This is a genomic window from Nocardia sp. NPDC060255, from assembly GCF_042727395.1.
Lineage (GTDB): Bacteria > Actinomycetota > Actinomycetes > Mycobacteriales > Mycobacteriaceae > Nocardia.
Map to the genome: position 1 here is coordinate 140,924 of NZ_JBHXAU010000003.1, position 20,066 is coordinate 160,989.

A 20,066-nucleotide genomic window follows, 5' to 3' on the forward strand; every position below is an offset into this window, starting at 1 on the left:
AGAATAGTGTCGGAACTCCCTCCGTTGGAGGAGCATAGCGATCTGATTCGCGCGCCGTCGAGAGCGGTGTGAACTCATTGCCAACATCCCCGGACGTCGGTAACGTGGAAATTCGTTCAGCGCACAGCCGTCAACGAAAGAATTTCGCAGTGGCGCAAGAATATCCACCATCCCTTTCTGCCGAGGGTCGAAGACTTCTCGAGTTACGTCTCTCCGGTCGTCCAGGCCGAAAGTCCTCGGCCGCGCGGGAAGAAAAGAAGCCCGACCGTATTCCGATTTCACTCGTCCAACGCAGGCTCTGGTTCATCAGCCAGATGGCCCCGGATATTCTGGCCTACAACGTCGATGCGGCCTATCGAATCCGCGGCCCGCTCGACCACGACGCGCTCGGCGCGGCGGTCCAGGACATGGTTCGCCGGCACGAGGCATTGCGCACCCGGTTCGAGATGGTCGACGGAGAGCCGTTCCAGGTGGTGGCGCGGCAAGCGGAGAAAGTTCTGGCACTGCACGATATGTCCAGCGAACCCGATCCGATCGGCAGCACCGTGACGTTGGCGGCACGGGTGGCGGACACGCCGTACTCGCTCACCGATGACCCCCTGTTCCGTGCGTGGCTGGCCCGGCTGGGCGAGCGTGATCACGTCTTCGGGATCGGTGCACACCACCTGATCTTCGATCACGAGTCGCTGGCGATACTGGTCGACGAGCTCGGCCAGGCCTACGCCGAGCGCGAACAGGGCAGGGCGCCGGAACTGGGCGAAATACCGGCCCAGTACACCGATTTCGCACTGTGGCAGATTCGCCGGTCCGAGGCGAATGGTTTCGCCGCCCATCGCCGGTACTGGCGGGAGCGGCTGATGTCGGCACCGGTTTTCCTCGAGCTGCCTGCGGATCGGTCACGACCCGCTCAGCCGTCGTATCGGGCCGGCGAGGTGGCGGTCTCGCTGCCGGCCGAGGCCGTAGCCTGCCTAGGCCGGCTCGCGCGAGAGCGCGGCACCACGCTGTTCACGGTCGCGCTCGCCGGCTTCCAGGGCCTGCTCGCCAGGTACCGTGGGGCCGAGGAGCCGGTGGTGGTCGGCTGTGGATTCAACGGGCGCAGCAGGCTCGAATTCGAGGGTGTGCTGGGTTTTTTCGCCAATTCGCTGCCGATCCTCGTCGACCTGTCGGCGAATCCGCCGTTCACCGCGATGGTCGACGCGACGCGCGAGGCCATGCTCGAGGCGCATGAGCACCAGGACCTGCCGTTCGAGGAGATCGTGGTCGAACTCGCGCCACCACGGGATCTCAGCCACAATCCGGTGTTCCAGGTGTGGTTCGATCTGACCGGATCGGCGGGCGGTGCCGCCGCGGGTCCCGGCCTGCTTCTGCCCGGCTGTCAGGTGGAACCGTTCCCGACCGGATGCGCGCGCACCCGCTTCGATCTGGAATTGCATCTGGTCGAGACGGCGGCGGGGACCCTGTCCGGTCGATTGCTGTACGCGACAGACCTTTTCGACTCCACCACGGCGCAGGAGTTGGTGGGGCACTACCAAAGTCTGCTGACCGCGGTGGCCCACGATCCCGGACTTCGTCTCGCGCGGATTCCCATCCTCGAACCGGCCGAACTGAGCCGCATACTCGACACTTGGGGAGCGGCCTCATGACGAGTACGGCATCGGATGATCTGGTCGGCATCGGATTCGGTCCGGCCAACCTGGCCCTGGCCGTCGCGCTCGAGGAGCACCACGGGGCGGGCGGCAAACGGTTGTCGACGCGCTTCTTGGAGCGCAGGCGCCGATTCGGCTGGCACGAGGACATGTTGATCGACGATGCGACGATGCAGGTCAGCTTCCTCAAAGACCTGGCGACCCTGCGGAATCCGACCAGTACGTTCAGCTTCCTGGCCTATCTCGGGGAACGCGGCCGTCTGGTCGACTTCGTCAATCACAAGACGTTGTACCCCACCAGGGTGGAATACCACGACTATCTGGAGTGGGCCGCCCACCGGCTCGCCGATCGGGTCGATTACGCCACCGAGGTGGTCGACGTCCGGCCGGTGCTGGAAAACGGTACGGTCGCCTGGCTCGACGTCGTGGGCAGGGTCGGCTCGGCCGTGATCACCCGGCGAACCCGCCACGTGGTGGTCGCTCCCGGACTGGTTCCGAAACTCCCCGCCGGGGTGACCGTGTCGACCAAGGTGTGGCACAGCGCCGAACTGCTCAGCCGCACCTCCGATCTGCCGACAGACCGGCCGTTGCGTTTCGGCGTGATCGGTGCGGGCCAGAGCGCCGCCGAGGTGACCGCCTATCTGCATCGCGCCTATCCGATGGCCGAGGTGCACGCGATCTTTTCTCGCTACGGCTACAGCCCCGCCGACGACACACCGTTCGCCAACCGGATATTCGATCCGGACGCCGTCGACCACTTCTTCCATGCGCCACCCTCGGTGCAGGAAAAACTCTTCGACTATCACGCCAACACCAACTACTCGGTGGTGGACATCGCGCTCATCGAGGACCTGTACGCACGGGTGTATCGGGAGTCGGTGACCGGGCGGCGGCGGTTGCACATCCATCCGCTGTCTACGGTGGCCGACATCGACGAGCGGGGGGACGGGTTACGCGCGGCCGTCCGGTCCCTTGCGGATGGCGATATCCGCACTCTGGAACTCGATCAGTTGGTATACGCGACCGGATACCGGCCTGCCGATCCGATCCAGATCCTCGGGGCGGCAGCGGAACTGGCCAAACGAGACAGCAGAGGACGGCTGCGGGTGGAACGCGATTACCGCGTGATCAGCGGAACGGACGTGCAGTGTGGGATCTACCTCCAGGGCGACACCGAGCACACGCACGGGATCTCCTCACTGCTGCTGTCCAACCTGGCCGGTCGAGCCGGCGATATCCTCGCCTCGGTCCTGCGGGCCGCGGAGCCGGACAGAGCGGCCGGATGATGTTCGTACCCAAGGAGTATCGCCGAACGGACCCCTCCTGGACGGCCCAGCTGATCCGCCAGCACGCACTGGCCTGCCTGGTGACCAACGGGGAGCCGTGGCCGCTGGCCACACACGTGCCGATCATTGTCGACCCCACCGGACCGGTGGACACCGACGACCCCGCCGGACTCGTCGGGGCGCGGCTGCTCGGTCACCTGAACCGGGGTAACCCGCATTGGCGGACCCTGCGTGCGCAACAGTCGGCGCTGCTGGTTTTTCAGGGGCCGAACGGCTACGTGTCGCCGACCGTGTACCAGACCACACCGGCCGCGCCGACTTGGGATTTCACCTCGGTGCATATCCGGGGAACCCTCGATCCGATCGAGGATGCCGAGCGGACGCTCGAAATCGTGCGGCAGACGGTGACCACGTTCGAGCATGACCTCGGCTCCGGGTGGGATATGACCGAATCTCTCCGATACTTCGGGCGCCTACTCCCCGGCGTCGGCGCCTTCCAGTTCACCGTGCACACGGTGGACGGGATGTTCAAGCTCAGCCAGGAACAGCAGCCCCAGGTGCGGAACCGGGTCGCGGCGTCCTTCGCCGCCAGTCAGTGCGCGGTGCACCAGGCGCTGGCCGAGTACATCCGCCGGGCGGGATAGGAGAACGCGCAGTGCCGGACGTGACCGAGGTGGAAAAGACCCTGCTGCTCGTCCTGCGGGCGTTCGTGGACGACGACATCGAACTCGAGGACAACTTCTACACCAAGGGCGGGGACTCGATCATCGCGCTGCGGGTGGTGGCCGCGGCCCAGGAGCACGGCCTGGACATCGGGCTGGCGGATCTGCTGCTCCAGCCGACCGTGGGCGAGCTGGCCGGAGTGTTAGCGGCGGCGGCCGAGTCCGTGGCCGACGAGCCGCTTGCCGGGCCGGACAGCGCAGCACCGATCGACCTGCCCGCGGGCGTCGCGGACCGCTGGCAGGCCAGCGCACTGCAGTCCGGACTCATCTATCTGTGCGAGATGGCCGCCGACAATCCCGGCCTGTATCACGATTTCCTCGGGATCCGCGTGGCCGCCGACTTCGTTGAGCCGCTGTTCCGCTCGGCGCTGCACGGTGTGTGCCGCAGACACGCCGCGCTGCGCAGCTCCTTCGACCTCGCCTCCTATGATTCGGCCGCGCAGCTCATCTGGTTCGACATCGACGATCCACTCACTGTCGAATCCAGTGCGGCGGAGCGCGACGCGGACGACCTGGTCGCGCACTGGCGGTCCCGCCGCCTGGCCGAGGGATTCGACTGGGCGAGTGCGCCACTGTTCCGATGCCACGTGGTCGCCGGCCCCGACTGGTTCCGGCTGACCATCGGGATTCACCATTCGATCATCGACGGATGGAGTTTCGCCCGACTGCTCGTCGACCTGCTGAGCCTCTACGACGCGGAACTGGCCGGCCGACCCGCCCGGCTGGCACCGGCCCCGTCGGCGGGCCACCGCGAGTTCCGCGCCCTCGAACATGCTGCCGCCGAGTCGGCGGATTCAGCGCGATTTTGGCAGGAGCAGGCTGATGCGCGCCCGCTGCTGTTTGCGCGCCCCCGTTTCGCCGGCTCGGCCGACCCCTCGGCCGAGCGCGCGCTGCCGCTCCATCCCGGACGAGCCGCGGCTCTGCGGCGGGCCGCCGCGGCAGCCGGGGTTCCGTTGAAGAGCCTGCTGCTCGCGGTGCATGGCTGGGCGCTCGGACGCTGGGTGGGGCGGGCACACGACGTGGTGACCGGACTCGTCGTCAACGGGCGTCCGGAGATCGAGGGCTCCGATCTGCTGGTCGGTCTCTTCCTGAATACAGTGCCACTGCGGCTGCGCTCGGTCACCGGTCCCCTCCGCGAACTCGCCGCGCAGGCCCTGGCGGCCGAGCAGCACGCCATGCCGCACCGGCGCTACCCACTCGCGCGGATCGAGCACACGCTGGGCCGACCGGCCTTCGACGTGTCGTTCAACTTCACCCATTTCCACGTCTACCGAGAGTTGGCCGACCTTCGTCGAGTCCGGGTCGACGGCTGGTGGGCCTACGACAGGGCCAGTTTTCCGCTGCTGGTGAACTTCGTCGTGGACGCGCCGGAATTCGGTACCGGGGTGCAGATCGCGTTCGATCCGACGATGGTGGCCTACGAGCGGATCGACGTGCTCACAGCGCTACTGGACGAGGGTCTGGACCTGGCCGTCGAGGCGGAGTGAGTATGCCGCGCGGGCAGGTGCTTGCCGTGGCGTACGACCTGGGCGCGGCCTCGGCCACCGAGATCGCGGCGAGCCTGGGAGACGTGGCCGAGCTGGTGTTCCTGGTCGCCGACTCCGAGCACACCCGAGAAGTTCGTCCGGTGCTTGCCGAGTTCGGTCGATGCGTGCCGGTGACCGGTGACATCGCCACCGATGCCGCCGCGATCCGCGCATTCGCACCTCGCGCAGTGGTGACCTTCAGCGAGCCCATGCTGCGCTTCGCCTCCGGTGTGGCGGCCGAGCTCGGCCTCCCTTTCCACCAGCCGGAGACAACGTGGTTGCTCACCGACAAGTTCGCACAGCGGGCGCGGTTGCGTTCGGCGGGAGTGGATTCGGTACGGTCCGCACGGATCGATAAGGAGTCGGACTGGTGGCCCGCCTTGGCGCGGGTCGGCATGCCCGCGGTAGTCAAGCCGGCTTGGGGCGGAGGCAGCGAGGACACCCATTTCCTACCGGACGCCGCCGCGGCCCGACGGGTGCTCGCCGAGCTTTCCGATCGGCTGAGCTCTCGGCGTGGGTGGGTGGTGGAGGAGTATCTCCAAGGCAGGCCTGGTCATCCCTATGGTGACTACGTTTCCGTGGAGAGTTTCTGCGGGCCGCATGGGCCCGTGCACGTCGCGTTGACCGGCAAGTTCCCGCTAGAGCCACCGTTTCGCGAGTGTGGGCAGTTCTGGCCCGCCGCGCTGCCTGCCGCCGAGCAGGCCCAGGTGGTCGACCTGGTCACCCGGGCGCTCGCCGCGCTCGATATGCGGATCGGCATGGCTCACACGGAAGTCAAGCTCACCACGGCCGAACCCCGCATCATCGAGGTCAACGGGCGCCTCGGCGGCAACATCCAAGATCTGGCCCTGCGTTCCAGGGCCGCCGACCTGGTTCGGGTCTGCGGACTTGCCGCGTTGGGCGAGCCGGTCCGAATCGCACCGGCCCAGCCGGACAAGGTCTACTTCCAGTACATGTTCTTGACGCCGATCCGGCCGTGCCGGATGGTGGCGGCGCACGGGGTCGAGAACCTCCGGGAGGTGGCCGGGATCACGACGTACCGCGCGGCGGTACGTCCCGGCGACCTGGTTCCCGGCGGGGTCGGAACACGGCAGATCGGCCAGCTCTACGGAGTGGCCGAGGACCATCGCGCAATGTTCGAGATCCTCGCGAGTGCGCTGTCGGAGCTGTCCTTCGACTTCGTGGGGGCGGACGGGGAGCAGTTCACGCTCACCCGGCGGTGAACGAGCCCGCCGCGCTCCGCCGCGTGGTTCGGACGGGGAGACTGGTGAGCCCGGCGATGAAGTTGGACCGCAGATGGATTGGCGGGCCGGACATGTCGATTTCCTCGAACAACCCGATGGCCTCCTCGAAGAACACCCGGAGCGTCAGCCGGGCCAGGGCCGCCCCGAGGCAGTAATGCGGCCCGTGGCCGAACGCGATGTGCCGATTGTCCGCGCGGGTGATGTCGAAGCGGTACGGATCGTGGAAGACGTTCTCGTCTCGATTGGCCGAGCCGATCCAGACAACAACCGCCGCACCCTCGTCGACCCAACCGTCACCGAGTCGGACCCTGGATGTCGTGTGCCGCAGGAAACTGTTCGCCGGCGATGTCCAACGCAGCCCCTCTTCGACCAGGGACCGAATCAACGACGGGTCGGCGGCGGCTCGGTACTGGTCACCGTGTTCCATCAGCGCGAGTACCGTGCCGGAGACGGTGTGCGGTGTCGTCGCGTTCGCGCCGAGCAACAGGCTGTAGCAGTTGAACACGACCTCCTCGCGGGTCAGTGCCTCCCCCGCGACGGACATGGTCATGAGATGACGGATCAGGTCGCTCCCCGCCGTTCCCGCCCGGTCCCGATGACACCGGGAGAAGTACTCGAACAGCTCGTGGTGCGCGATGGCAAGAGTCGCCCCGCTGCTGCCCACCCGAAACGCGGGATCCTCTGGGGCAGCGGCCATTCCGGTCAAGCGGACCAGCTGTGCCCAGTCCGATTCGGGCAGATCCATGAGCCCGGCCGCCACCGCCATGGGCAGCATCGCGGCATGCTGGGCAAGATCCCATGCCCCGCCGTCGCCCGCCGCGGCCAACACCGCCCGCACCGCGTCCCGAATCCGCTCGATCGAACCGGCGAGCGCCCTACCTGTGAACATCCGGTGCAGCGGACGACGTAGCTCGCCGTGCCGAGGGGGGTCGGTGGCAACCAGCATCTTGCCCGCCGCCGCATCGCCGTGGCCGAGCTGGTTCAGCAGGCTGCCGCGTTCCGAGGTGAACTCTCGATGGTCTCCGAGCACCCGGCAGGCGTCGGAATATCGAGTGACCGACCAGAAGGCCCGGCCATCCGCGAGCACCTGCCGATGTAGCGGGGCGTGGGCGCGCATCTGAGCCCAGACCCGATGTGGATCGCCGGTCGCATAGAACTCCGCGTCGAAGAGATCGACCGTATCCAGGTCCACCGGGTCGTGCTCCACCCCGGCGGCGATCTTCACGACGCGGCCTCGATCGTCGCCTTGTGCAGGGCTCGCGCCAATCCGGCCGGGCTGGGATCGAGGTAAAACGACAGCGGGGAGATCTCCACCGCAAAAGTCGCGCGCAGCTCCTCCAGGACCGACACGGCCAGCAGCGAATGCCCGCCGAGTTCGAAGAAGTCGTCGTCCGCGCCGATGCCGACGATGCCGAGATGATCGGTCCACATGTCGATCACCTCCTGCTCCAGCGGAAATTCGGCGACACGATAGTCGGCATGTACCTCCGGCCGCGTCTCGACGGGCACATTCTCCAGCGCGGACCGGTCCACCTTGCCGCTGGAGGTCAACGGCAGGATGTCGACGACCCGCACCAGCGCAGGCACCGCATAGGAGGGCAACAACCGTGCCAACTGTTGTCGGATCGCCAACGCGGAGATCGCCGCGGTGGAGCCGACCACATGGGCGATCAGACGGACACCACCCGGTGAGTGTCGCTGCGCCACCACGGCAACCCGGGCGACGCTGGGGAGTCCGGCGATCAGCGCCTCCACCTCGCCCAGCTCCACTCGGAAGCCACGGATCTTGACCTGGCTATCGGCGCGGCCGAGGAAGACCAGGTCACCTGCGGGGTCTTCCCGCGCCAGGTCTCCGGTGCGGTACATGCGTGCGCTGTCGGTGTCCGCGAAGGGATTCGGCACGAATCGCGTGGCGGTGCAGCCCGGGCTGTTCAGATATCCGTGGGCCAGTCCGTCCCCGGTCGCGTATATCTCGCCAACGGCACCGGGGGTCACCAGGCCCAGCTGCTCGTCGAGCAGGTACACCCCGGTGCCCCGGATCGCCCGCCCGATCGGCACGGTGTCCTTGCCCACCGTCTCGGTGACCGGCATGCAACAGGTGAATGTCGTGTTCTCGGTGGGGCCGTAGCCGTTGATCAGGATGGTCCGAGGTAACGCGAGGACCGCGCGGTTGACCCGCGGCGGTGACAGCACATCCCCACCGGCCAGCAGATAGCGCAGCCCGCGCAGCTCGTCGAGGTCGGTATCCGCGAGCTGGTGGAACAGCCCTGCGGTCAACCAGAGGATCGTGACACGCTCGCGGCGAACCAGTTTCGCCAGCGCGCCGGGTGACTGGTCCCCCGGCGGCGCGACCACCAGGCGAGCCCCGTTGAGCAGTGGCCCCCAGATCTCCAGTGTCGACGCGTCGAAGGCGATCGGCGCGAACTGGAGGAAGACATCATCGGCCCGGACAGCGAGCATGTCGGAGTCCACTACCAAGCGCAGCACTGCCCGGTGCGGCACACACACCCCCTTCGGACGGCCGGTGGAGCCGGAGGTGTAGGCGACATACGCAAGGGCATCCGGGGTGTCGACCACGTCCAGCGGGGTTGCCGGATGACGAGAGATCGCAGGCCAATCCCGGTCGACACAGATCTTCTGTACCGTCTCAGGCAGGTCAGCGGCCAGCTGCTCCTGCGTCAGCACGACCCTGACGGCGGCGTCGCGCAGGATCAGTTCCCTGTACTCGGCCGGCTGCCGCTGGTCCAGCGCGAGATAGGCAGCCCCGGCCTTGAGCACGGCCAGCACCATCACGACGGTGGCGGCCGAACGTTCCGCCCAGATGCCCACGATGGCGCCAGGAGTGACGCCGACTCGGCGCAGCTGTCTGGCCAACTGGTTGGCTCGGGCCGCGAGTTGCGCGTACGTCAGCTCGCCTTCGGCATCGGACACCGCCACCGCGTCGGGAGACGTCGCGCCATATCGGCCGAATGCCGTGCAAATCGTCTGCGCCGCCATGCCTTTCACCTGTCTAGGAGCCCGCTGCACGAGCAAGTTCGCTCATCAGCGGTGGTGGAGCCGAGAGAAATCCGTAATGGCCACCGTCGAGTGCCACGAAGCGAACATCCGGCGAGTAGTGCCGCCAGCCCGCGAGCTCGGCCGGCGTGACCTCGGTGTCCTGTCGCCAATGCAGAACGGTGATGCCGACCGCCAAGGATGTCGGGCGGTCCAGGTGGTAGGCCCTGTTCGCCGCGAGATCCTGGCGCAGTACGGCCAGCGTGAGTTCGATGAGCGTGGGATGCGGCCGGCCGCCCCTGGCGATCGTCAACCGCGCCAGCTCATCGGTGAGCTCCGCGTCGCTGAGTTCGAGGAAGCGATCATGCGGGCAGTCGTGTGGAGCGACCTGTGCGGACATCACGAGACGGCGCGGGGCGGGCGCCCCGAGGTCCGCGAGGCGGCGCACGGTCTCGAACGCGGGCAGCGCTCCCGCGCAGTGTCCGAAGAAGGCGAACGGCCGGTCGAGATGCGGCGCGAGGGCCGGGGCCAGTTCCGCGGCGAGCGCCTGGAACGTGCCGAAATGCGGTTCGCGGATGCGATTCTCCCGCGCAGGCAGCTGTACCGGACAGATCTCCACCTCATCTATCCAACGCGGCCACTGGTTGAACATCGAGGCGCCCACTCCCGAGTAGGGGAAGCAGAAGATGCGCGCCCGCGCGTCCTCGGACGGTTTGCGCAGCAGATACCGGGCAGATTGGGCACCCTGTGCTGTCAACATCGGCTGTCCCCCATTCAGACTCCCACCGCGGCACTCTCGCCGAGCTTCGCCGGTTGGCGGACGGCGCGGATCGCAGGCAGAGCGAGGACCACAGCGCTGGCGACCAGCTGCCACCCCACGCCGACCGCGAGCACGGGCGCGGTGCCGACCAGCTGCGCGATCGGACCCGCGATAGCGAATCCGAGCGGGCCCGCCGCATATGCCCCCAGCGACACATACGAGCTGATCCGCGACAGTGCCTCGGCGGGAATCTGCTGCTGCATGGTCGTCGACCACAATGTGTTGAAAACCGCGCTCGCTGTGCCTGCGCAGGCCGCCCCGACCACGACCACAGCCACCGGCGTGCCGAGCAGCAGGCACGCCGAGGGCGCCGCCCACAGGAAGGTGGCTGCGACCGCGACGAGCAGCGGCCGTGCCGGACGGCGCCCGAGCAGTGCAAGGCCGCCGAGGATGGAGCCGGCTCCGTATCCGGCCATTATCGCGCCCCACGCCGAGGCTCCGCCGTAGCTCCGATACGCCGTTACCGGGCCGAGGATCAAATAGGGGGCCCACACGATGAGGTTGAACAGGGAGAACTGCACGGTGACGATCCACAGCCAGGTGCGCGAGCGGAAGATCGTCCAGCCCTCCCGCAATTGCGTGATCATCGACGGGCGCGGGCGGAGCGCGGGTGTCGGCAGCCGTAGTAGGAGCAGGCCGACGACGCTGACCGCGTAGCTCGCGGCGTCGATGGCCAACACGGTCTGCGCTCCCACGACGGCGACCAGGACCCCCGCCAGGGCGGGACCGGCCACGTTGGTGGCGGAGCGGGACAGGCTCAGTAGCGCGTTGGCCTCCTGGAGTTGGTCTTTCGGGGCGAGGGTCGGGATCATGCCGCTCAGCGCGGGATTGAAGAACGCCTCGCTCAGCCCGCCGGTCGCGGCCAGCAGCAGCAATGCCCACAGCGGTGCGTGGCCGAGGGCGAACAGCAGGGCGATCGATGCCTGACTCACCGTTCTGATGCAGTCGGCGGTGAGCATCACCCAGCGGCGCGGGAGCCAGTCGCCGACCACTCCACCGCCGAGCAGGAATAACACCATGGGCACGATTCGTGCCGCGTTTACGTACCCGAGGTCAGCCGCCGAACCATTGTTCTCCAGTACACCGAAAGACAATGCGACGGCGGCCATCGAGGTACCGAACAACGATATCGAATAGGTGGCGAAAAACAGCCCGAATCTGCCGTGCCGAAACGGGGCGAAGCGACTGGGTCGACTAGCGGGCGGCCGTCGCCGAAAGACCATGCTCAACTGAAACACGGCGCAATCGAGCTTGTCAACGAATATCGCCTACTTCGCTTGTCCCCCTTGGTGTTTGCGTCGGAAGGCGGCAAACCTTTCCTCGACCGGAGTCCATTCCGTAACATCCGAAATGTCCACACGCCGTCCCGCCGGCGGGACAGCGCGCACTTGTCGCCGTTCGAATTCATGGAAAGGGGATTGAATGATCTCCGGACAAATCCGGCGTGGCGATCCAGATCCCTATCCGAATTACGCATGGTTGCGCAAGCAGGCTCCGGTGAGCGCTGTGTACAGTCCGCATGGCGCTGGCCGGACCTGGTTCGTCACCTCGTACGAACTTGCCCGGGCCTGTCTTGCCGATTCGCGGCTCAGCAACGACAAACGCAGGCCTATGGGGCACGCCGAGCAACTCGGGGAGGAACGCAGTACCACCACCGCGCGCGGCCTGCTCGACCTGGATCGACCGGAGCACACTCGACTGCGCAAGCTGGTTTCCAACGCCTTCAGCCCGATCGCCGCCGAGCGATTCCGGCCAATGATGGAGCGGTTGTGCCAGGCCGCGGTCGACCGGTTCGCCGATCGAGCAACAGCGGATCTCGTTGCGGAATATGCCCTTCCTGTTCCGGTGGCGATCATCCACGAGGTGCTCGGCGTACCGGAGTCCGAGCGAAAGGACCCCGCCCGGTGCTTCGATTTGTTCTACCGGGCCGGGTTGGCCAAGCCACCCGACTCCAGCTGTATCGACGAGCTGATCGACTACGTCGACCACATCGCCGAGTACAAGCGGGGCCATCCCGGCGACGACATCACCACCGCGCTGTTGGACCATCTGCGGTCCGGCCGACTGCGTGACCGGCGAGAGTTACGCACCATGCTGCTCGCCTTGCTCGGAGCCGGGCATGTGACCACGGTGCAGTTCCTGGGTTGTGCCGTGTTCCGTCTGCTCGAGCACCCCGAACAGCTGGCCGACCTGATGGCAGCGCGGGTGGGCTGGGCGGACACGGTGAACGAGGTGCTGCGCTACGACTCGCCGATCCAGGCCAGCGTCTACCGATATGCGTTGGCGGACATGCAGATCGGCGAGGTCGCGGTGGCAAAGGGGGACGCCGTGCTGATTTCGCTGGCCGCTGCGAACCGTGATCCGCAGCGGTTCGGCGATCCCGAGCGCTTCGCCCTCGATCGGACCATCCAGTCGAACCTTGCCTTCGGGCACGGCGCGCATTTATGCCTCGGCGCGCACCTCGCCCGCCTCGAAGGCGCAGTGGCCCTGGACGCCCTCTTCCGCAGGCTGCCCGACCTCCGACTGGTCGGCGCGCCGGCGGACGTGGTCTGGGCGTACGGACCGATGCTGCGCGGGCCGCGCGAGCTCGAGGTGATCGTCGGTCGATGAGGCGAGACGGGTAGAGCGAACAGCGAGAAACTGGAGGACCTGTGCGGCAGGTAGTGGAAGACAGTGCGATCCCGACCGGACACCACCGAGGCGTGCTCGGCGGATTCGACGACTGGGTGGCGAAGGCCCCGGATGATCTCTGCGTGATCGCAGGTGAGACCAGCCTGACCTACCTCGAGCTCGACCGGATGGCCAATCGGATGGCGTGGGCGCTGCGCGGGCGCGGGGTGGGCCCGGGCGCCGTCGTCGGCCTGTGCCTGCGCCGGGATGTCGGGTTGGCTGTCGCGGTGTCGGCGGTGATCAAAGCCGGCGCGGCGTACCTGCCGCTGGAGCCGGAGTATCCGGTCGACCGGATCCGCGCGGCGCTCGTCGATTCCGCGGCGATGCTATTGCTGGCGGACCGGTCGGTGCTGCCCGCCGAAACCGAGCTCGCCGGGACCGTACCGGTGCTGTTCACCGACGACAGCATGGAATCCTTTCCCGCGCAGCCTGTCCCGTCCGAAACCGGGAACGACGACCTGCTCTACGTGATCTACACCTCGGGCTCGACCGGCAAGCCCAAGGGCATCGCGATGCAGCACGGGCCGCAGGTCCGCCTCCTCGACTGGAGTCGCACGCAGTATGCAGAGGGGCCGCGTGCCCTCCAATACTTTCCCATCACGGCCGACGTCGCCGCCCTGGAGCTGCTGTCGGCGTGGTGGTCCGGCGGCTGCGTGGTGATCGCCACCGAACGCGATCGGTACGACATCACGGCGATAGCCAGGCTGATCCGGGAACATCGGATCACCAAGATCCTGCTCCCCGTGGTGGCCATGCAGCAGCTGGCGCGGCACGCGGTCGCGCATCCGGAGGACGTCGCGAGCCTGCGCGAGCTGATTACCACGGGTGACCGGCTGGCGATTACTCCCGAGATTCGGCTGATGTGCGATCGGCTCCCCGAAGCGGTGTTCGATGACCACTACGGCTCCACCGAGGTCAACGTCGTCAACGCACCGCGTCTGTCGGCCCCCGCGGCGAGTTGGCCGGATCACCCGGTACTCGGTCGGCCCCTACCGCTGGCTCGGCTCTATGTCCTCGACCTTGATCTGAACCCGGTGCCCAAGAACGTGTCCGGCGAGATCTACGTCGGCGGCGGCCCTCTCGCCTGGGGCTACTCCGGCCGCGGGGCGCTCACTGCGGAGTCCTTCATCCCTGATCCGTTCGGTCGGATTCCGGGCGCTCGGCTGTACCGCACCGGGGATCTCGGCAGGTGGCGAGCCGGCGGCATGCTCGAGTTTCTCGGCCGGGCCGACTTCCAGATCAAGCTGCGGGGCTACCGAATCGAGCCCGGTGAGATCGAGGCGCGGCTGGCCGAACGGGACGAGGTGGCCAAGGCCGCGGTCACCCTGGTGCGCCCCGAGCCTGATGCGGGGGGCGAGCCGCTGCTGGCGGCGTACGTGGTCCCCGCACCCCTGCCTCCCGGGGAAGTACTGCACACCGAGCCGCTGCGCGACTACTTGGCCGCGCACCTGCCCGCTCACATGGTGCCGCAGGCCATCGTGCCCATCGATCGGTTGCCGCTCACCGGAACCGGCAAGGTGGACCGGGCCCGGCTGCCGCGGCCTGAGGCCGTCGAACCGGAGTTCGTCGCGCCCCGGGACGAACTCGAGTCGGCCATTGCGGGCATCTGGGCGGAGGCGCTCGGCATGGACCGGGTCGGTGTGCGGCACAACTTCTTCTGGCTCGGCGGCCATTCGCTGCTGGTGACGCGGGTGGTGTATCAGATCAGGGAGACACTGCGGGTCGAACTGCCGCTCAGTTCGCTGTTCCAGCGGCCGACCGTCGAAGCGCTCGCGGTCGAGCTGCGCCGGGCCATGGCGGAGCAGGGATAGCGGCGATGGCGCCGGCGCTGTCCTTCGCGCAGCGGCGACTGTGGTTCCTCGACCAGCTCACCGATAACCATGCCGCCTACCTGAGTCAGCGCACCTGTGCGCTGACCGGATCACTTGACCCCGACCTCATCGAGCGCGCACTGCGCTGGGTGGCGCGTCGCCACGATGTCCTGCTGTCCCGGATATCGGTGCGCGACGGCGAACCGTACCCGGTGTTCGACGCCGACAACATCGTGCGCCTGCGGCGGATCGATCTGAGCGCGGACGCGCAACCGTGGCGAGCGGCGCTGCGGTGTATCGCCGAATTGGTGGTGCAGCCCTGTGATCTCGCCGCCGGTCCGCTGCTGCGCGCCGCGCTGCTGCGGGTGGCCGAGGATGCGTACCTGTTCCACTACACCGTGCATCACATCGCCTTCGACGGTGTGTCCCGAGTGGTGTTCGAGGAGGAACTCGGCGTCGCGTACGCCGCATTCGCCGCCGGTCGGCCACCCGGTCTCGACCCGCTGCCCCTGCGATATGCCGACTATGCCGAATGGCAGCACGCCCAGGTCGGCGACGCCGAATGGGAGGAACAGGAGCGGTACTGGCGTGATCGGTTGGCCGGGGCTCCCGCGATGCTGCAACTGCCGGCCGACAGCCAACGGCCTGCGGTCCCCACGCTGCGCGGGGCGCGGTTGCGTTTGCCCGTTGCCCGCGAGGTGAGCGCGAACATGCTCGTCCTCGCGAGGCAGGAGCGCACCAGCGCATTCGTAGTGGCGCTGGCGGCCTACCATGCGGTGCTCGGCCGCTTCGCCGACGCCCGCGATGTGCTCATTGCAATCCCGGTCGCCGGCCGTCCCATTCCCGAGTTCGAGCGGACGGTCGGGTTGTTCGTCAACACGGTGGTGATCCGAGCGGAGGTGGCCGGGGCCACGACGTTTCGCGACCTGCTCCGGCTGGTGCGGAACCGGGTGCTGGAGAGCATGGACTACCAGGATCTGCCGTTCGAACGGATCGTGGACCTCGTACGGCCCGACCGTGACGCCGACCGCAATCCGCTGGCGCAGCATTGGTTCAGCCTGGTCGACGGCGACCTAGCCGAGGCAGGGCTGCGACTGCCGGGGATCGAGTGCGGGCCGGTGGAGGTTTTCGACACTCTGTGCCGCTTCGACACCGAGCTCGAACTCGCGCTGACCGGCGAAGAGCTGACCGCAACCCTGGTCTATGCCGCCGAACTGTTCGATGAGTCCACGATGGACCGGTTTCTCGGCTGCTATCTGAGGTTCCTCGCTCATGTCACGGTGGAGCCGGGCGTCCGGCTCGACGATGTCGCCCTGGTCGGCGCGGCCGAGCGCGCCGAACTCCGGCAACTGGCCGGCGAGCGCGCCGACGCCCCCGCGGACGCGCCGACGATCGGGGCCTGGTTCGACCGCCAGGCCGCACGCTCTCCGGATAGCGTCGCCGTGGCCGATTCCGCAACCGAGATGACCTACCGGGAACTGGCCGACCGGGCGGCGCGGCTGGCCGGGCGGCTACGCAAGGCGGGGGTCGGTCCGGCGAGTGTGGTCGGCATCTTCCTGCCTCGGGGTGTGGACTGGGTGCTGGCGCTTTTGGGTGTAGTCAAGGCCGGCGCGGCGTACCTCCCGATCGACACCGAATTGCCCACGGCGCGTGTCGATTATCTGCTCAGCGACTCCGGAGTCTGCGTCGTCCTCACCGACAGTGCGTCCAGCCACAAGCTCGGCGCGGAAGCCGCCCAGCTGCTTCTCATCGAGGAGGAAGACGATCCGGGCCCGGTCTCGCAGCCGGCGCCCCCCGTTGCCGGGGCCGCGCTCTACCTGGTCTACACCTCCGGCTCGACCGGCCGACCCAAAGGCGTCGTCGTGAGTCACGCCGCCTTCGGCACGCTGGTCCGCTGGCATCTGGACCGCTACCCGACCGGTCCCGGCGACCGGATCGGCCAGGTCGCCAGCAGTTCCTTCGACGCAGCAGGCTGGGAGGTCTGGCCGACCTTGCTGTCGGGCGCGCGACTGGAGATCTGTCCGGATCAGGTCGTGCGCAACCCCGATGCGTTGGTGACCTGGCTAGGCCAGCGTGGCTGCACCCAGACATTCGTGCCAACCCCGCTCGCCGAGCAGCTGATCCGCCTGCCACTCAGTGAACGCACCGCGCTGCGGATCTTGCGCACCGGGGGCGATGTGTTCCGGCCGACCTCCACCACCGACCCCGGAGTCCCCGTGGTCGATCACTACGGTCCTACCGAGAACGTGGTGGTGGCCACGGCGACCCGGTCGCTGCGCGCACCGTGGACAGGGAGTTCTCTAGGGCGGCCGATCACCGGGGTATGCGCCTATCTGGTCGACCGCCGACTCCGCCTGGCGCCCCGTGGCGCAGTGGGAGAACTGTGCCTCGGTGGGCACTCGGTGGCCATGGGCTACTGGCGAAAACCGGGTCAGACCGCCGAGCGGTTTCTCCCCGACCCGTTCATCGGCGAGCCGGGAGCGAGGATGTACCGGACCGGCGATCTGGCCCGCTGGCGGCCGGACGGCACGCTGCAGTTCCTCGGCCGATCGGACAACCAGATCGAGGTGCGGGGCTATCGTGTCGAGCCCACCGAGGTGGAGACCGCCCTCTTGGCCGACTCGTGCGTGGCCCAGGCGGTCGTGGTGGCCGGCCAGAGTCGAGCGGGACAGCCGGTGCTCGTTGGTTACGTGGTGCCGGCCTCCGAATCGCTCGACGTCGAACGGCTCCTGGCCGGACTGTCGTCCGTCCTGCCTGCCTATCTGGTGCCGCAGGTGGTCGTGGTTCTCGACTCCCTTCCGATGACCACGAGTGGCAAAGTGGATCGAAAGCGGTTGCCTGCGGCCGATTCCGGTCAGCACGGCCGTGTCGCGCCACGGACCGAGGTGGAGTGCGTGCTCTGCGACTTGTGGGGCGAGGTGCTCGGCATCGACTCGGTCGGTGTCAGCGACGACTTCTTCGCGCTCGGCGGCAACTCGATGATCGCGGCCAAGCTACTGGCCAGGATCAGGGCCACCTTCGATATCGAACTCTCCCTGCGCGAGCTGTTCGACCACCGCACCGTGGCTCTGTTCGGCTCGGCCATCGAAGCGCGGGTGGTGGCCGACATCGCGGCGATGTCGGCGGCCCAGATCACCGCGGAACTACGGCAAGGAGGCTGAGCCGTGCGAGTGCTGCTGTTCAGCGTGAATCCCACAGTGCTCGAGGCAATGAACGAATTCCTGCCCCCGGGCAGCGTCGTGGTGCTCGAAGAGCCGGGTGTGCTTGCCGCGCGGGAGTGCGTACTGCACCGCCGGACCGGCCAGGTGGGCGGGCTCAGCGGCCCGAACGGGGACTATCGATGTGTCGAGAAGGTCGTGTGTGCGGACTACATCCAATCCGAGGAATTCCTCGAGGTAGCGCTCGCCGAACACGCGAGGTGCCCCTTCACCGCCGTGCTTCCCGGCGGCGAGTACACCGTTCCGGCGGCGGCGCTGCTGGCCGAGCGCCTCGGCCTCCCGGGCGCCGGCGCCTCGGTCGCGCCGATTTTCCGCGACAAGATCCTGCTCCGCCAGGCCGTCGACCGCGCTGGTCTGCCGTCCCCCCGTTGGGCGGAAGTGCACGGCGTCCGGGATGTGGCCCGATTCGCCGCCGAAGTGGCGGGTGACTTCGTGCTGAAGCCGGCCGATCGGGCGGGTAGCCACGGGGTCCAACTGCTCGACCAGGACAGCGATCTGGAGCAGGCCTGGGTGCACGCCCTCGGCGATGATTCCGACCCGCTGATCCCCACCCGACCGCTGCACCGCCGATTCCTGGTGGAGCAGCGGATGCGTGGACCGGAGTACACCGTGGGCCTGCTAGTACGCGACGGCGCGGTGGTGTTCCACAAGATAGGCGAAACTCTGCTGTATCCGGGTGCGTATCCGCTGGAGCGCGGCCACACGATTCCCGCCCCGATCACCGAGGAGATCCAGGCCGAGCTGCTGTCCGCGATGCGGCACCTGGTGGACAGCACCGGCCTGCGCACCGCGATCATGACCAGCGACTGGATCCGCACCGAGGCCGGACCGGTGGTGGTGGACTGCGCCGCGCGCCCGCCCGGGGCCAGGTTCATGTTCCTGATCGGGTTGGTCTATGGAGTAGACATCACCAAGGCCCTGGTCTCGGTGTTGAGCGGCGAGCCGGTGAGCGTGTCGAGCCGGCCGATGGGTGCGGCGGCTATTCGGTTTTGTTCCGGGCCGCCCGGAGTGGTCACCGAGATCAGTGGAGTCGCCGAGGCCAGACGGGTAGCCGGGGTCGTCGGTGTCGCGGTTGAGACCAGGGTCGGCGATGTGATGGAACCGTTGACCAGTGCGCTGGCCAGGAAAGCACACGTGATCGCGGTGGGCGAGAACCCGGCGGCCGCGGCGAAGGCGGCCGACCGGGGCGCGGCCATGGTGCGTATTCACACCCGTCCGGCAGCGAATCCGCTCATTTGACACCGACCCCGACCAACGCGACCCGGGGCATGATCGCCACCACGCCGTTGTGGTTGCGGCGCACAGTCAGTGCCGCAACCGCAGCCGGGCCGTCCGAGCCGTATCGCAAGTGTTTGGTGATGAGCTGTTCGGTTCGGTGCCGCACCTCGGCCTGGCCCGCGCATTCCTCCCGGATCTTGACCAGCCCGTACATGTCGAACACATAGTCGCAAAGCGCCGACCGCGCCTCGTACTCGGTCTCGCCGTGAATTTCGAAGGGGTCGTATATATCTTGGACAGTGACTTCGGAGAATCCCGCGGAAATGAGGTCACTGTGCAGGTTGTTCCGTTGGAAATGCGGATACGGATGGCCGACCGTCGCGTAGTGGTGGACCACTTCCGCGAACCAGCGATCGACCGGTCCGCCCACCTCGAAATCGTGCACCACGAGCCGCCCGCCGGGTTTGAGCACGCGGTACGCCTCTCGATAGACCATCGCCCGCTCGGCAAGCGGGATGTGGTGGGTACCATAGGCGAGGAGCACCGCGTCGAATGTGCTGTCTCGCAATATCATTCGCTGCGCCGGCTGGCAGAGCGCGGGCAGTCCGTCGGCTATGGCTCGGTCGATCATCCGCAGGGAGACATCTGCCGTCAGGATCCAGGTATCCATGGGGTCGACACCCCAGAGCCGACTCGCGGTCTTGGCGACGGTGCCGTCGCCGCCGAGCACGTCGAGCAATCGGAAATCCGCTGGCGCCTCCCGGAGCGATATTCCGGGCATGGCCAACGCCAATAGGTTCCGCATCCCCTTGGCGCGCACGCCGATACGCCGCTGCGCCTCCCGATAGGAGTCGCCTCGCCCGGTCGTATCATCGTCGAACTCATTCCCGGCAGATATGATTCGAGCTACT

Annotated in this window: 14 protein-coding genes; 9 read left to right on the plus strand and 5 right to left on the minus strand. The window is 67.6% G+C overall.

All coding sequences use genetic code 11. The annotated features are described in order from the left end of the window. Nucleotides 1-149: 149 nt before the first annotated feature. From ACFWF1_RS08920 to ACFWF1_RS08940, 5 genes are read left to right on the plus strand one after another with little or no spacing between them, the layout of a single operon-like run. Entirely contained in the window at nucleotides 150-1,643 is a 1,494-nt protein-coding gene (locus ACFWF1_RS08920; protein WP_379284614.1) for a condensation domain-containing protein, read from the plus strand. Between the two features lie 20 nt (nucleotides 1,644-1,663). Further along, nucleotides 1,664-2,932, plus strand: a complete 1,269-nt coding sequence (locus ACFWF1_RS08925; RefSeq protein ID WP_379284863.1) for a lysine N(6)-hydroxylase/L-ornithine N(5)-oxygenase family protein — start codon at nucleotides 1,664-1,666, stop codon at nucleotides 2,930-2,932. Next, nucleotides 2,929-3,576: an FMN-binding negative transcriptional regulator gene (locus tag ACFWF1_RS08930; RefSeq protein ID WP_379284615.1), complete on the plus strand. Its 648-nt coding sequence runs from the start codon at nucleotides 2,929-2,931 to the stop codon at nucleotides 3,574-3,576. The genes ACFWF1_RS08925 and ACFWF1_RS08930 overlap by 4 nt, the downstream gene beginning before the upstream one ends. Nucleotides 3,577-3,587: 11 nt before the next feature. Then, a complete protein-coding gene (locus tag ACFWF1_RS08935; protein ID WP_379284616.1) occupies nucleotides 3,588-5,141 on the plus strand; it encodes a condensation domain-containing protein in 1,554 nt (517 codons plus the stop codon). Nucleotides 5,142-5,143: 2 nt separating this feature from the next. Continuing rightward, nucleotides 5,144-6,403 carry an acetyl-CoA carboxylase biotin carboxylase subunit family protein gene (locus ACFWF1_RS08940; protein ID WP_379284617.1) on the plus strand — a complete coding sequence of 420 codons (1,260 nt, stop codon included), beginning with the start codon at nucleotides 5,144-5,146 and terminating at the stop codon, nucleotides 6,401-6,403. On the opposite strand, the gene ACFWF1_RS08945 is transcribed toward ACFWF1_RS08940, so the two are convergent. From ACFWF1_RS08945 to ACFWF1_RS08960, 4 genes are read right to left on the minus strand one after another with little or no spacing between them, the layout of a single operon-like run. Continuing rightward, a complete protein-coding gene (locus ACFWF1_RS08945) occupies nucleotides 6,390-7,649 on the minus strand; it encodes a cytochrome P450 (protein ID WP_379284618.1) in 1,260 nt (419 codons plus the stop codon). The genes ACFWF1_RS08940 and ACFWF1_RS08945 overlap by 14 nt on opposite strands. Then, a complete protein-coding gene (locus ACFWF1_RS08950; RefSeq protein WP_379284619.1) occupies nucleotides 7,646-9,421 on the minus strand; it encodes an amino acid adenylation domain-containing protein in 1,776 nt (591 codons plus the stop codon). Before ACFWF1_RS08950 ends, ACFWF1_RS08945 begins: the two co-directional genes overlap by 4 nt. Nucleotides 9,422-9,434: 13 nt before the next feature. Beyond that, a complete protein-coding gene (locus ACFWF1_RS08955) occupies nucleotides 9,435-10,178 on the minus strand; it encodes a thioesterase II family protein (protein WP_379284620.1) in 744 nt (247 codons plus the stop codon). Nucleotides 10,179-10,192: 14 nt separating this feature from the next. After that, nucleotides 10,193-11,461, minus strand: a complete 1,269-nt coding sequence (locus ACFWF1_RS08960) for an MFS transporter (protein ID WP_379284621.1) — start codon at nucleotides 11,459-11,461, stop codon at nucleotides 10,193-10,195. A gap of 199 nt (nucleotides 11,462-11,660) precedes the next feature. Here ACFWF1_RS08960 and ACFWF1_RS08965 point away from each other — a divergent pair, with 199 nt between their 5' ends. The 4 genes from ACFWF1_RS08965 to ACFWF1_RS08980 are packed head-to-tail and all read left to right on the plus strand — an operon-like array spanning nucleotide 11,661 to nucleotide 19,176. Then, complete coding sequence (locus ACFWF1_RS08965) at nucleotides 11,661-12,848, plus strand: cytochrome P450 (protein ID WP_379284622.1); 1,188 nt, start codon at nucleotides 11,661-11,663, stop codon at nucleotides 12,846-12,848. A 41-nt stretch (nucleotides 12,849-12,889) separates the two neighbouring features. Beyond that, on the plus strand, nucleotides 12,890-14,719 hold the full coding sequence (locus ACFWF1_RS08970; RefSeq protein ID WP_379284623.1) for an amino acid adenylation domain-containing protein: 1,830 nt from the start codon (nucleotides 12,890-12,892) through the stop codon (nucleotides 14,717-14,719). 5 nt (nucleotides 14,720-14,724) lie between these two features. Next, a complete protein-coding gene (locus ACFWF1_RS08975; RefSeq protein WP_379284624.1) occupies nucleotides 14,725-17,880 on the plus strand; it encodes an amino acid adenylation domain-containing protein in 3,156 nt (1,051 codons plus the stop codon). Nucleotides 17,881-17,883: 3 nt separating this feature from the next. Next, complete coding sequence (locus ACFWF1_RS08980) at nucleotides 17,884-19,176, plus strand: ATP-grasp domain-containing protein (RefSeq protein ID WP_379284625.1); 1,293 nt, start codon at nucleotides 17,884-17,886, stop codon at nucleotides 19,174-19,176. Here the strand turns inward: ACFWF1_RS08980 and ACFWF1_RS08985 are convergent. Next, nucleotides 19,169-19,936, minus strand: a complete 768-nt coding sequence (locus ACFWF1_RS08985) for a class I SAM-dependent methyltransferase (RefSeq protein WP_379284626.1) — start codon at nucleotides 19,934-19,936, stop codon at nucleotides 19,169-19,171. The genes ACFWF1_RS08980 and ACFWF1_RS08985 overlap by 8 nt on opposite strands. Between the last annotated feature and the right edge of the window lie 130 nt (nucleotides 19,937-20,066).